Source organism: Marinobacter sp. (assembly GCF_041984545.1).
GTDB lineage: Bacteria > Pseudomonadota > Gammaproteobacteria > Pseudomonadales > Oleiphilaceae > Marinobacter.
The window spans coordinates 1-12,748 of record NZ_JBHIXV010000035.1 but is presented as its reverse complement, the minus strand read 5'-3'; the positions used below and the strand labels follow the sequence as shown (position 1 = coordinate 12,748).

12 protein-coding genes are annotated in these 12,748 nt (G+C 61.5%); 4 read left to right on the top strand and 8 right to left on the bottom strand.

Going from position 1 to position 12,748, the window contains the following annotated elements:
• Positions 1–2: 2 nt before the first annotated feature.
• The 4 genes from ACFC20_RS14660 to ACFC20_RS14645 all read right to left on the bottom strand — a co-directional run bounded on the left by ACFC20_RS14660 (position 3) and on the right by ACFC20_RS14645 (position 1,738).
• Positions 3–368, bottom strand: coding sequence for a hypothetical protein (locus tag ACFC20_RS14660; protein ID WP_375193665.1), 366 nt, complete (start codon positions 366–368; stop codon positions 3–5).
• A 12-nt stretch (positions 369–380) separates the two neighbouring features.
• On the bottom strand, positions 381–701 hold the full coding sequence (locus tag ACFC20_RS14655) for a DUF2288 domain-containing protein (protein WP_375193664.1): 321 nt from the start codon (positions 699–701) through the stop codon (positions 381–383).
• Between the two features lie 79 nt (positions 702–780).
• Complete coding sequence (locus ACFC20_RS14650; protein WP_375193663.1) at positions 781–1,185, bottom strand: response regulator; 405 nt, start codon at positions 1,183–1,185, stop codon at positions 781–783.
• A complete protein-coding gene (locus ACFC20_RS14645; protein WP_375193662.1) occupies positions 1,178–1,738 on the bottom strand; it encodes an HDOD domain-containing protein in 561 nt (186 codons plus the stop codon). The genes ACFC20_RS14650 and ACFC20_RS14645 overlap by 8 nt, the downstream gene beginning before the upstream one ends.
• A gap of 32 nt (positions 1,739–1,770) precedes the next feature.
• On the opposite strand from ACFC20_RS14645, the gene ACFC20_RS14640 reads away from it, so the two are divergent.
• Positions 1,771–2,619 (top strand): PAS domain-containing protein, encoded by an 849-nt coding sequence (locus ACFC20_RS14640; protein ID WP_375193661.1) that lies wholly within the window; start codon positions 1,771–1,773, stop codon positions 2,617–2,619.
• Positions 2,583–3,236 (top strand): sensor histidine kinase, encoded by a 654-nt coding sequence (locus ACFC20_RS14635; protein WP_375193660.1) that lies wholly within the window; start codon positions 2,583–2,585, stop codon positions 3,234–3,236. The genes ACFC20_RS14640 and ACFC20_RS14635 overlap by 37 nt, the downstream gene beginning before the upstream one ends.
• Before the next feature lie 9 nt (positions 3,237–3,245).
• Here the strand turns inward: ACFC20_RS14635 and ACFC20_RS14630 are convergent, their stop codons facing one another.
• From ACFC20_RS14630 to ACFC20_RS14620, 3 genes are all read right to left on the bottom strand, one after another.
• Positions 3,246–3,785: a bacterioferritin gene (locus tag ACFC20_RS14630; protein ID WP_375193659.1), complete on the bottom strand. Its 540-nt coding sequence runs from the start codon at positions 3,783–3,785 to the stop codon at positions 3,246–3,248.
• Between the two features lie 84 nt (positions 3,786–3,869).
• Positions 3,870–6,632, bottom strand: a complete 2,763-nt coding sequence (gene acnA / locus ACFC20_RS14625) for an aconitate hydratase AcnA (RefSeq protein ID WP_375193658.1) — start codon at positions 6,630–6,632, stop codon at positions 3,870–3,872.
• Between the two features lie 264 nt (positions 6,633–6,896).
• Positions 6,897–8,732 carry an ABC transporter ATP-binding protein gene (locus ACFC20_RS14620; RefSeq protein WP_375193657.1) on the bottom strand — a complete coding sequence of 612 codons (1,836 nt, stop codon included), beginning with the start codon at positions 8,730–8,732 and terminating at the stop codon, positions 6,897–6,899.
• Between the two features lie 132 nt (positions 8,733–8,864).
• On the opposite strand from ACFC20_RS14620, the gene ACFC20_RS14615 reads away from it, so the two are divergent.
• Positions 8,865–10,319, top strand: coding sequence for a hypothetical protein (locus ACFC20_RS14615; RefSeq protein ID WP_375193656.1), 1,455 nt, complete (start codon positions 8,865–8,867; stop codon positions 10,317–10,319).
• Between the two features lie 131 nt (positions 10,320–10,450).
• Here ACFC20_RS14615 and ACFC20_RS14610 read toward each other — a convergent pair whose 3' ends face one another.
• Entirely contained in the window at positions 10,451–11,899 is a 1,449-nt protein-coding gene (locus tag ACFC20_RS14610) for a rhomboid family intramembrane serine protease (protein WP_375193655.1), read from the bottom strand.
• Positions 11,900–12,223: 324 nt separating this feature from the next.
• Between ACFC20_RS14610 and ACFC20_RS14605 the strand changes: the two genes are divergently transcribed.
• Positions 12,224–12,664, top strand: coding sequence for an OmpA family protein (locus ACFC20_RS14605; RefSeq protein ID WP_375193654.1), 441 nt, complete (start codon positions 12,224–12,226; stop codon positions 12,662–12,664).
• The last annotated feature ends 84 nt before the right edge of the window (positions 12,665–12,748 follow it).

Sequence of the window (12,748 nt, the reverse complement as noted above, 5' to 3'; positions counted from 1 at the left end):
TGTCAGGCCAGGGGATCAAACTGGATGGTTTCGGAGGATGAAGCCGCCGCCGTCGCGCCGGTCTCGATCAGACGAACCAGGCGCTGGGCGGCCACAGACCAGACCACATAATCTTCGGGACAGGGCTCGAAGCCGCGGCCCATCAGCGTGCCGGCGATACTTCTCAGCGCCGATTCGGCCCGGGCCTGGGTCTTCCAGGGTCCTCGGCGGCATTGCCCTTCCGGCTGCCCCTGATCCGGCCCTATCAGGGCCACCAGCCCCCAGAGGCCGCCAGCAACAGGCCGTATGTGCAGCTCCACTCGCTGTCCATTCTGGATCATCACCAGATGCCGGAGCGGGCCCCGCCCGTGAAAGTAATGGAGTTTCATGATCGGCGCCGATCAGTGGAGAACATGGCCGGACCGGTCCTGAACCAGCACCCAGGGAGCGACCACCACCGCCCACAATTCGGCGTTGCGATCGTACCAGGCCTGCGCGGTAGCCGACGCTACCTCACCCACCTGCCCTTCCTGCAGCCATTGCTCGAACCGGGGCTTGTTGTCTGCCGCCAGTTCCGCTGCCACAGCCAGCAGATCCAGTTCGGGTGCCACCCGCACCACCTGCCCACGGGCAAAGTAAGTCTGCAGCTCGTGCCAGTGAATCCGGGAGGTTTCCAGGTTCAACTTTGCTTTCAGTTCGTCCCGGGAGCTGGAGGATGCCATGAAGACCTCATAAATCAGAATGTATCCAGACCGGCCAGACTACCGGAAATGCCGCGGCTTCGCACCTCCGGCAATGGCGTCATTTCGAACCAGGAGGGCCGTTGAGAATATCGGCAATCTGCTCGGACAATGTCATCGGATCAAATGGCTTGGGGATCACCCCGGCCGCGCCGAGCGCACGATACTCTGCAATTTCCGAGCGCTGAAGGCGGGCCGTCATGAAGATCACGGGCACCGTCTCGAGGCCCTGCACCTGTCGAAGCGCCCGTAACGTGGCGGGGCCGTCCATTCCGGGCATCATGACATCCAGCAACACCAGATCCGGCGCAAAATCCGGCGCCTGCTCCAGGGCCTCTGCCCCGGATTCGCACAACCGGGCGGTTAACCCCCCGACATCCTGTAAGGCTATTTCAGCGATGGCCCGAATGTCGGGATCGTCTTCCACGTACAGGATCTTGTCCGTTAACCCAAGTCGTTCAGTCATCACCATCCTGCCTCCCTGCGTTGTCCGCGGGATCCAGCCCAATCCGGCGCAACAGTCGCTGACATTCCCCGGAATTCTGCTCGCCCCCTGCCATCATGGCCGCCGCCCGCATGATCAGCCGGTCTTCCCGGGTGCAGTCAGTGGGCAGGTAATGCACCGAGCCGATAAGCTCGCGCATCCCGAGCGGCAATCGCCACTGCACCTTGAGCCGGTTTCCATAGGACTGTGCCCATTGGGTCAGAGCCCGTTCGGCCTCGTTTTCATCCAGCTCGCCGCCAGTGGTGACGTACTGGTTCAGAACCTTGAGCACGGCCATCTCGCCAATACGGCTGAGCAGGCCGGCCTGCTGGAACCCAACCGGGTCCTTGCCCACCCGGATTGCCAGACGCTGCGCCTCCCTGGCCACGGCCAGGGCAATGCCGTGATGCTGAGACGCCAACGCGCGCAGGGAATCCACCTGGAGTTGCCGGCCGACATCCAGCGACAGGGCCAGCGCCTGGTTCAGGGTCATGGCGACACCCAGGGAGGCAATCGCATCCCTGGGCGTTTCCACCGGTTTGCCAGAGGGCGGAAAGAGCCCTGCAGATGGCTTGCGAGTATCTTGGCCTGGAAACCGGCATTGTCAGCAAGATCACCGGCCAGGCCTACACGGTACACTGGCAATTTACTCTGGGTGGTGGCGACGCCGTCAACGGCAGCACTTTCCCTCTGGACCAGACGTACTGCTCCCTGCTGCTCCGGTCCCGGGAAGCTCTGGCCACAGATCATATGGGGCAGTCGGAATATGGGGATCATGTGGCATACCGGCGGTTTGGTCTTGAGTGCTATCTGGCGGCACCCTTCTGGGTCGACGGCGAGCTGTTCGGCACGGTGAATTTCTCCTCCCGCCAGCCAAGAAGCCGCCCCTTCACCGAAACCGAAAAAATGTTTGTCACGCTGCTAGCGCGTTGGGTCGCCGACACCGTGTACCAGCAAAAGCACACGGAAACGCTGAACAAACTGGTCACCCAGATACCCGGCATGCTCTACCAGTACCGGCTATGGCCGGATGGGCGCAGCGCATTTCCCTACACGAGCCCGGGCATCCAGGACATCTACGGCATCACGGCGGAGCAGGCGGCGGTGGACGCGGCTCCGGTGTTCGATCGGATTCATCCAGACGACCTGGCCGGGGTTGCTGCGTCCATCGAGCAGTTCGCCCGCACACTGCAACACTGGCAACACGCGTACCGAATCCGATGGCAAGGAGGGTGGCACTGGGTGGAGGCCTGGCCCGGCCCGAGGTGCTCCCCGACGGCAGCATTCTCTGGCACGGTTATATCACCGATGTCGATGAGCGCCACAAGATCGATGAAATCAAGAACCAGTTCATTTCCACCGTCAGTCATGAACTCCGCATGCCCCTTACATCCGTCTCAGGATCCCTTCAACTGATACTTGGCGGTGCCACCGGCCCGCTGGACGAAAGAACGACCCGGATGCTGGACATTGCACGGCGTAACACCGACCAGCTCAGGCACCTGATCGACGATCTCCTGGACATCGAAAAGCTGGTGAGCGGAAACATGACCATGGATCTGAGGGTCGAGGGCCTTGAACAGCCCGTCCGTGACGTTCTTGAGGAGATTCAGCCCCTGGCCACCCAGCATCGGCTTGGCATCCGGTTGTCCATTAGCAGCCCGGACCTGCGTGCCAGTTTTGATCGGACACGGCTGTGTCAGGCCCTGTCCAACCTGCTCTCGAACGCGATCAAGTTCCCACCGGAGAATGGTGTTGTGGACGTCACCGTTGCCCACGTCGGCACTCAGGTGCGCATTCAGGTTTGTGATCGGGGGCCGGGTGTGCCGGAGGCTTTCAAAGGCCGGATCTTCGAGAAATTTGCGCAGGCCAATGCCACCGCTTCCAGAAGCAAAGAGGGCACCGGTCTGGGCCTGGCCATCACCCGTGAACTGATGACCGCCATGGGTGGAGAGGTTGGCTTTGAGTCGGAGGAGGGCAAAGGTGCCTGTTTCTGGCTCGGTTTGCCGCTGGCCGCGCCAGCGGAAACCTGAGGCGAAGGTTCAGCTGTCCAGCCCCTCCAGCAGTCCTGCCATATCGTCGGCGTGCTCTTCTTCCTGGGCCAGGATGTCTTCCATTATGCGACGCGAGGTCGGGTCCTGATCTCCCAGGTAGCGGGCGATCTCCCGGTAGCTGTCGATGGCGATCCGCTCGGCCACCAGATCCTCCACGACCATTTCCCGCAGGGTGTCTCCCTCGACAAATTCGGCGTGGGCTCGAGTCAGCAGGCCCTCCGGTGAAAAGTTCGGCTTGCCGCCGAGCTGCACGATGCGCTCCGCCAGCCAGTCCGCGTGCTGCTGCTCCTGCTCGGCATGTTCCAGGAACTCCTGGGCAGCCACCGTGGCGTTGATGCCGTCAGCCCGGAAGTAATGGCTTTTGTACCTCAGGGTACAAACAATTTCCGTGGCCAGGGCTTCGTTGAGGATGTTCACCACGTTGTCGCGGTTGGCGCCATAGCCTTCGGTCAGGGCGCCGTTCTCGATGTGCTTGCGGGCTCTTTCGCGAAGGGTTTTTACGTCGGTCAGAAACGGTTGATCGGTCATAGGCTCTCTCTCGTTTCTCAGGAATGAATGTCATGGATGCCCGGACCCCTGGCGGCCGGCCGCCAGGGCTCTCTTCCGGGGCAATCAAGCCGTGCGCAGCATCTCCCGCACCACGTAATGCAGAATACCGCCATGCTTGAAGTAGACGGCCTCGTTCGCCGTGTCGATCCGCGACTTCAACTCGCAGGTTTCGGTGGCGCCGTCTTTGTATGTCACCGTCATGGTGAGCGTCTGTCCGGGCTTGATCTCACCCGACAGTCCCTCGATGGAGATGGTTTCCTCACCGGTCAGTTTCAGGCTCTTGCGGTCCGTACCGTCCGGGAACTGCAGTGGCATCACACCCATACCAATCAGGTTGGAACGGTGGATACGCTCGTAGGACTCGGCCACCACTGCTTTCACACCCAGCAGTCGGGTGCCCTTGGCGGCCCAGTCGCGGCTGGAGCCGGTACCGTATTCTTTGCCGGCAATGACCACGAGCGGCGTGCCCTGCTCCTGGTACTTCATGGCCGCATCGTAGATGGCCATCTGTTCACCGGTGGGCACGAATTTGGTGAAGCCGCCTTCCACGCCATCGAGCATCTCGTTCCGGATGCGGACGTTGGCGAAGGTGCCGCGCATCATCACCTCGTGGTTGCCCCGACGAGAGCCGTAGGAGTTGAAATCCTTCGGTTCAACGCCGTGCTCCTGCAGGTACTTGCCTGCGGGCGTGTCCGGCTTGAAAGAGCCGGCCGGGGAGATGTGGTCGGTGGTTACCGAGTCTCCCAGCAGGGCCAGGATGTTGGCATCCTTGATATCGTCAATGGGGTCCGGCTCTTCCTTCAGACCCTCAAAGAAGGGCGGGTGCTGGATGTAGGTGGACTTGTCGGACCACTCGTAGACCTTGCTTTCCGGCACCTTGATGGACTTCCAGGTGTCGTCGCCGTCGAAGACCTCGGCGTATTCCTTGCGGAACATGTCGGTCTTCACCTTCTCAACCGCCTCGGCGATCTCCTGCTGGCTGGGCCAGAGGTCCTTCAGGTACACCGGGTTGCCGTCCTGGTCGGCACCGAGCGGATCCTTCTCCAGGTCCAGGCGCACGTTGCCCGCCAGGGCATAGGCCACCACCAGGGGCGGCGACGCCAGCCAGTTGGTTTTCACCAGCGGATGCACACGACCCTCGAAGTTGCGGTTACCCGAGAGCACCGAGGCAACGGTGAGGTCGCCATCGGAAATGGCTTTCTCCACTTCCTCGGGCAGCGGCCCGGAGTTACCGATGCAGGTGGTGCAGCCATAACCCACCAGGTTGAAGCCCAGCTCGTTCAGGTCGTCCTGGAAGCCGCCAACCCTGAGATAGTCGGTGACCACCTTGGAGCCCGGCGCCAGAGAGGTCTTGACCCAGGGTTTGGTTTTCAGCCCTTTGGCGACCGCTTTCTGGGCAATCAGGCCTGCGGCCATCATCACGCTGGGGTTGGAGGTGTTGGTGCACGAGGTAATGGCGGCAATCACAACCGCGCCAGGGTCAAGCCGAGCCTGCTCGCCATTCATATGCAGCGGCTGACTGGATGGGTGCTCGAAATAGGCGTCCTGTGCGCCCACGGCGGTGCCACCACCCTCGGACTCGAGATTGGCCTTGCGGCCCTCGCCCGGGCCTTCCGAGGTTTCCATCAACAACTCGAAGGAGGCCTTCATGTTTTTCAGGGCCACCCGATCCTGCGGCCGCTTGGGGCCAGCGAGGCTGGCCTCGACATCGCCCATGTCCAGTTCCAGGTTGTCGGTGTAGACCGGCTCATGGCCCGGCTCCCGCCAAAGCCCCTGGGCCTTGGCGTAGGCTTCCACCAGTTCCAGTTGGGCATCGTCGCGGCCGGTCAGGCGCATGTAGTTGATGGTCTGTTCGTCCACCGGGAAGAAACCACAGGTCGCGCCGTATTCCGGCGCCATATTGGCAATGGTGGCACGGTCGGCCACCGGCATGTCCTTCAGACCGTCGCCATAGAACTCCACGAATTTGCCGACCACGCCTTTTTTGCGCAGCATTTCGGTAACGGTGAGTACCAGATCAGTGGCGGTGATACCTTCACGCAGCTTGCCGGTGATCTTGAAACCGATCACCTCGGGAATCAGCATGGACACCGGCTGCCCCAGCATCGCCGCTTCGGCCTCAATACCGCCAACGCCCCAGCCCAGTATGCCCAGGCCGTTGATCATGGTGGTGTGGGAATCGGTGCCCACCAGGGTGTCCGGGTAGGCAATCGTCTTGCCCTCGATGTCTTTCTGCCAGACGGTCTTGCCCAGGTACTCCAGATTCACCTGGTGGCAGATGCCAGTGCCTGGCGGCACCACACGGAAGTTGTCGAACGCCTGCTGACCCCAGCGCAGGAACTCGTAGCGCTCCTGGTTACGCTCCATTTCAATGGCCACGTTGTCCTTGAAGGCCGACGGATCACCGAACTTGTCGACCATGACCGAATGGTCAATCACCAGGTCCACCGGTGACAGCGGATTGATCATGGCCGGGTCCTTGCCCGCCGCCTTGACCGCCTCGCGCATGGCGGCCAGGTCGACCACGCCGGGCACACCGGTAAAGTCCTGCATCAGCACCCGGGCCGGCCGGAACTGGATTTCAGTCTCGGAATGGCGGTCTTTCAGCCACTGCACCATGGCATCGATGTGCTTGCGCTCAACGGTGGAGTCATCCTCGTTGCGCAGCAGATTTTCCATCAGAACTTTCAGGGAAAAGGGCAGCCTGTTCAGATCGCCCAGGGTGTCAGATGCCTTGGGCAGGCTGTAGTAGTGAAAGGTCTTGCCACCCGCTTCCAGGCTGGAGAGGGTGTTCAAACTGTCTTTGCTGAGACTTTCGGTCGACATGTGGTGCCTCCTTTTTCGTCGTTGTCCGAGCATTCCGGAAGGCGTTGACGAAGTCCTCTGTCATCACTGCACCGGGGCATCGCCGAGCATGGGCACGAAACAGCCAGAGGAACTTCCGAGTGTGTAACCTCCTTTAACTATTGCAGCAATTAATGAGAGTTCAACCGCGCCGCGGTGAATGTTCGCCATCACCGCGGTGAATGTCAGACCAAGGTCGCACGCGGACATACGCAGACTGCGCAAGCCTGCCGGCGAATCCTGCAATCAGAGCTGGCGCTCTCCGTATAGCTGGGCGTACAGACCTTCCCTGGCAATCAGTTCATCGTGGCGGCCTTCCTCAATAATGCGCCCGTCCTCGAAAACACAGGCCCGGTCTGCCTGTTTTACGGCGCTTAGCCGATGCGCAATGATGAGTGTGGTGCGCTGTTTGAGAAAGGCCTCAAGGTCCCGGTGCAGCTGGTATTCGGTTTCGGCGTCCAGAGCGGAGGTGGCTTCGTCGAGAATCACCACCGAGGGATCCGACAGGATCATGCGGGCAATGGCCAGGCGCTGTCGTTGCCCGCCCGAGAGGCGCACACCCTGCCGACCAATGATCGTTTCCAGCTGCGCCGGCATGGCCGCCACCGTGGCATCAAGCTGGGCAATGCGCAGGGCCTCCCAGAGCTCGGCATCCGGCTTGTCCCGGCCCAGGGTCAGGTTCTGGCGCACGCTGTCGTTGAACAGCGCCGGATGCTGGAGCACCGTGGCAATATGCTCACGCAGGCATGGCAAGCCGATGCGCTGGACCGGTACGCCATCGATCAGGACCTCACCCTGCTGCGGCGTGTACATGCCCAGGATCACCTGTATCAACGTCGACTTGCCGCCGCCGCTGGCGCCCACCAGCGCCACCTTTTCACCCGCCGCCAGCTCCAGGTTGATACCCCGCAACACCTCCTCTTCGCCATAACCGAAGTGGATGTCGCGCAGCGTCAAACCCACGGTGTGCCGATCACGGAACGGGTTTTCCAGGGCCGGGTAGCGGGGTTCCTCTTTCAGGTCCAGCAACCGGTTGATGCGCGCCAGCGCGGCATTGGCAGCAAACCAGGCGTACTGCATGTTCAGCATCTCCTGCACCGGCGTGAGCATGAACCAGAGATAGCCGAAGATGGCGAACATCATGCCGATACTCAGGTCGCTGAACAGGACGGTGACCATGGCCGCCGCCCGGAACGCATCCACGCCGAACTGGAACAGCGCAAAACTGGCCCGGCTAGCGGCGTCGCTGCGCCATTCGAACTGGATGGCGTGGTCGCGCACGTTGCGGGCCCGGTCGATCAACTGGCGCAGGTAGTGTTTTTCGCGGTTGGCCGCCCGCAACTGGTGGATGGCGTCGAGGGTTTCCGTCAGGTCGCCCTGGAATGCCTCGTAGGCACTGTTCTCGCGGCGCTTCAGTTCCTTGACGCGTTTACCGATCAAAATGGTGGCGAAGATCACCAGCGGGTTGAACAGCAGGATCAGCAGGCCCAGTTGCCAGTGCACCCAGAGCAATACGGCAGCAGTGCCCATGACCGTCAGGCTGGCCACCAGAAAGCGGCTGATGGTGGTACCCAGAAACTGGTCCACCGTATCCAGATCGGTGATGAAATGGCTGCTGATGCCGCCGGAACCCCGGGTCTCATACTCGGACATGGCCACCCGTTGCAGGCGACCCAGCAGGCGGGAACGGATGCGGAACACCACGTCCTTGGAAACCTTGGAAAACTCCCGGGACTGCAGCACGTTGAAGGACAGCGCTCCGATGCGTAGCAGAAACGCCGCCAGCACCATCAGGCCGATGTAAATCACCGGCGTCTGCCAGCTCTCCGGCAACAGGGAGTCCATCACCGGCAACACCGGGCCGGGCTCGTTCAGCAGAACCTCATCAACCAGCACCGGCAGCAACAGCGGCACCGGCACGCTCATTACCGTGGCCATGATCGCCAGAAGGTTGGCGCGCACCAGCCGTGGCTTGTGCTTGAGCGCAAGCCCGAAGATATCCCGCCAGGTATACCGCTGCCGGTTTTCGCAGGTGTCGATACCGGCGTCGCTGTTCCGGGGATCTGCCAAACAACCTCCCATTAAACGGATGTGCCCGGTTGGATACGCGCGGGCGCTGGCAATAGTCTACCTGTTAACTGGTTTGCTGCGATCAAAAGCCAGTTCTGTCATTATGGCCCCACGACTTTCTGAAGGACCAGGACCCACGCCTCTGTGAAACACGACTGCCATTACCACCCCGGCGACCCCGCCAAATGGCACTGCGGCGAATGCCAGATTCATTACTGCAGCCGCTGCATGCCCGACGCCGACACCCGCCAGCGGCGGGCCCTGTGCCCTCACTGCAGCAAGGCGATGCGCTACCTGGGCGCCGCCACCGAGGTGGTTCCCTTCTGGCACCGATTGGGGGCTTTCTTCCGCTACCCGTTCCACACCGACCCGCTGATCGTGATCGCCATCTGCACCCTGGTGCCGGTGGTGGCTCCGGCCAACCTGATCGGCATCCTGATCTGGCTGGTGCTGGCTTTGGCCCTGTTCAAGTACACCTACGCGGTGATCAACCACACCGCCGAGGGCCATCTGAAGCCGCCGGCGGTGTCGGTGGCGTTCACCGGCAGCGGCTTCGACATTGTCATCCTGCAACTGCTGGTGTTTGTTTTGATGGGCGGCCTTGTAGGGGCCGCCGCCATGGTGGGTGGCCCGATTCTGATGCTGCTGGCGCTGGCCTTCGTGGTACTGGCGCTGCCGGCCAGCATCATGGTGCTGGCCATGGAACGCTCGGTGGGTGCGGCGGTGAACCCGATGAACCTGGCGGTACTGATCTCCCGTATCGGAACCCCCTACTTCCTGCTCTACGGCTACCTGATCCTGCTGACCCTGGCCTCGGGCGCAGCCCAGGATTTTGCCGTCAACCACTTTCCCTTCTGGGTGGCGCAGCCCCTGGCCGGTTTCCTGAACAGTACCTTCACCCTGATCCTGTTCCACATGCTCGGGTACCTGCTGTTCCAGTACCAGGAGGAGCTGGGCTTCGCCTCGGATATACAGGACGAGACCGCTGGCCAGGACACCCACCAGCGCGACCGCAGCGCCCGGTTCGACGCCGACATCGACATGAACCTGAAGGACGGCAACTACGACCGGGTGCAGAGCATGCTCAAAGAGGCCCTGAAGCGGGACCGGGACAATGCCCTGCGCATCGGCCAGTTGTACCAGCTGCTAACGGCCCGCAACGACACCGAAGAGCTGTACCGCTACCACCCGCGCATCCTGGGCTGGCTGGCCGATCGCAACGACGGCGAGGGTATCGCGCAGCTCCTGGCCACTCTGGTGGAGGCCGAACCCGGCTTCAAGCTCGAGGACCCGGACCTGGCGGTACGGTGCGCCCGGGCGCTCTACCACCGCGGCCAGTTCAAACCGGCCCTGCGTTTGCTGCAGGATTTCCACAAGCGCTTCCCGGACAGCGAGCAGCTGGCACCGGCCTACCTGCTGGCGGCCCAGACCCTGGCCAACGGCCTCTCCCAGTGGGAAAAAGCGACAGCTTTCCTGACGTTTATCCAGAAGCGGTGCGTGAATCACCCGCTGCACGAGCAGATTGCCACTTACTTGCAGCAAGCCGAGAACAGGGAGCCTTTGAAGGGGCCGAAGGCGTCGTTTTCAGTTCAGGATTAGGAGAAAGGCAGGGTAGAGGGAGTGGGCCTCCCAAAACACGCTGTGAATACATCCATGTACGCTTGGCTCCGCCATCCCTGGCTCCGCACAGTTTTGGGAGGCCCACTCCCTCTACCCTGCCCCGAACTGTGTCAGTTGGCCTGCAATAATTGGCGATAATGACGAGCCTTGGGCGCCATCTGGCGCTTTTCAAACTCTTCAACCAGCAAACGGCAGGCCTCGGTTGTTAGCAGTTCATCGCCCGCACTTCTGAGCCTTTCGAAGGCCTTTTCGGCGGCTTTCAGGTCGTGCTGCTTCAGGCTGGTGAATAACACCCGGTTATGATCCTGGGCCGACAGTGGCTGATGGCTCTCGCCTTTGCCGAGGTATTCCTGCCAGATGGCAATCATCTGCTCCGGCTGGTGACGACTCAGAGCGTCGTTCATCAGTTCCCGGGCGCGCTCCCGGTAAGGCGGCAGGTCCGGCCGGAGTTTGGCGAGATGGTACAGGTGCTCCAGCAAAATGTGGCGCTCCGGGTAGTGCTCGCGCAGAGCCTCGAATTGGCGGCGGGCCAGGTCAAAATCCATGCGGCCGAGGCTGGCCATGGCCTGGGCGTAACCGGTGGTGAAGCGGGCGTCCTGTTCCTCTTCCTCAGGTTCGAAGAACTCCTCGCGCACCTGCAGCCAGCTCTTGCCCAGTAGCCACACCAGGCCGGCGCCGGCAATCAGGCCGCCGGCGTGGGCCATGTAGGCAATGCCGGTGGCACCGGCAAACCAGTAATCGTAGATTTCCTTGCCCAGCCACACCGGCAGCAGGGCAATGGCCGGTGCCCGGAAGTAGTTGAAGTAGACGCCGAGGAAATAGAAAAAGCGGATTTTCTGCAAGCCGTAGATGGCCACGTACATGCCCATCAGGCCGGAGATGGAGCCGGAGGCGCCAACCAGGGGCACGTAGCTGCCGCCGGAAAAGGCGGTAAACACCAGCCCGGACATGGCCCCGCACAGCAGATAGGCGATCAGGAACCGGCCAGGCCCAAGGGCTTTCTCGACGGTGAAGCCGAGCAGAAACAGGAACACCAGGTTGCCGATGATGTGGCCCCAGCCGCCGTGCAGGAACTGGTAGGTAATCAGGGTATAGAGCGACAGGTCGGCGGGCACCAGCCCCAGCTGCTGGGCACTGAGGGTCTGGATGTAGGCCTGCTCGATGGCCAGGCGCTGCTCCTGCCAGTAGGCCCGCTCGCTGGCCGCCCAGATAATGTCCTGGTTCTGCAGCAGGTATTGGTAAAACTCCCGATCCATCAGAAGGTTGATGGCCAGCCAGACATTCTCGTCGTTTTCCCGAAACTCCTGGAACTGCTGCAGTTCGTAGATGCGGCTTTCCTGACCCTCAAACCGGATCTGCCGCTGCAGGTAGTCCTCGTAGACGGGGGCCTCCAGAAGATGCAGGTCGGCCTCCAGGTAGCTTTCAACGGCCTGTTCGAGTTTGCGACTGTCGGCACCCTGGTAGAACAGGAACACCAGCAGGCAGGCCAGCATCAGGCCCAGGGTAACCCAGGGTGGGCGTTTCCAGTTGACGGCGTTTTCGGCGGGGATGATCAGCATGGGCGGTCACATTTCATCATTATCGGTCCTTGATTGTCTGCTTTTTTACCATAGCCACGCCTTCTTTTCGCGTTCAAATGGAATCCGGCGCAGAGGTCACACCGGGTCAATCGGGGAAATGTGCACCGCTCCACAGAGTTCCAGACGCGCCCGGATCCGGCGCTGCTGTCATGTCACTGTCATGGCAATGACATTAAATCGGTGCCGTCGGGCATGTGGAACAGGACCCTTATCGACCAATCGCCAATTGCCGTTATTCCCGCATCCACCAATAGTGACCGGGAATAACAAGAAAAACCGGATACCTGAAACAAGGATTCTGAGATGACCGTACTCGTATTGGACAACCCTGAACTGATCGCCAAGGCCGCGATGGCATCCGGCTTCCAACCCATGGCTTTCGAGCCTGGCTGCGCGCGGCCCCACCGGCTGAGGTTCCATTACGGCTTCAACCGTCACGCCCTGGAAGGCAAGGATCTCGACATTGTTAAACAGCACGCAGCGTATCTTGTACAGAACCCGGCGGTCATGGTGCGCATTCACGGCCACTCGGACAACTTCAACGGCGAGGACTATAACCGGTTCCTGTCCCGCCTGCGGGCCAACGCCGTTGCCCGGGTTCTGATGCAGGAGGGGGTGCCGGAGACCCGAATCATCATGAGCCACTGGGGCTCCTCTCGCCCCCTGGCCACCCCGGAGGATCGCGCCGCCAACCGCCGCGTGGAACTGGAATACCTGACGGTGGACGTGGCGCAGGCACTCTAGGCCGCCCGGCAAATCAGACCAGCAAAAAAAGGTTCTTCGCAGATAAGCGTGAAAAAGTAGGAGACGGCGGTAAAACCGGTTAGT

Excerpts from the sequence above, each read along its gene's own strand:
- ACFC20_RS14655 (WP_375193664.1), bottom strand. The coding sequence starts at position 701 with ATGGCATCCTCCAGCTCCCGGGACGAACTGAAAGCAAAGTTGAACCTG.
- ACFC20_RS14640 (WP_375193661.1), top strand. The coding sequence starts at position 1,771 with ATGGCTTGCGAGTATCTTGGCCTGGAAACCGGCATTGTCAGCAAGATC.
- ACFC20_RS14635 (WP_375193660.1), top strand. The coding sequence starts at position 2,583 with ATGCCCCTTACATCCGTCTCAGGATCCCTTCAACTGATACTTGGCGGT.
- ACFC20_RS14630 (WP_375193659.1), bottom strand. The coding sequence starts at position 3,785 with ATGACCGATCAACCGTTTCTGACCGACGTAAAAACCCTTCGCGAAAGA.
- ACFC20_RS14610 (WP_375193655.1), bottom strand. The coding sequence starts at position 11,899 with ATGCTGATCATCCCCGCCGAAAACGCCGTCAACTGGAAACGCCCACCC.
- ACFC20_RS14605 (WP_375193654.1), top strand. The coding sequence starts at position 12,224 with ATGACCGTACTCGTATTGGACAACCCTGAACTGATCGCCAAGGCCGCG.
- ACFC20_RS14660 (WP_375193665.1), bottom strand. The coding sequence starts at position 368 with ATGAAACTCCATTACTTTCACGGGCGGGGCCCGCTCCGGCATCTGGTG.
- acnA (WP_375193658.1), bottom strand. The coding sequence starts at position 6,632 with ATGTCGACCGAAAGTCTCAGCAAAGACAGTTTGAACACCCTCTCCAGC.
- ACFC20_RS14620 (WP_375193657.1), bottom strand. The coding sequence starts at position 8,732 with ATGGGAGGTTGTTTGGCAGATCCCCGGAACAGCGACGCCGGTATCGAC.
- ACFC20_RS14650 (WP_375193663.1), bottom strand. The coding sequence starts at position 1,185 with ATGACTGAACGACTTGGGTTAACGGACAAGATCCTGTACGTGGAAGAC.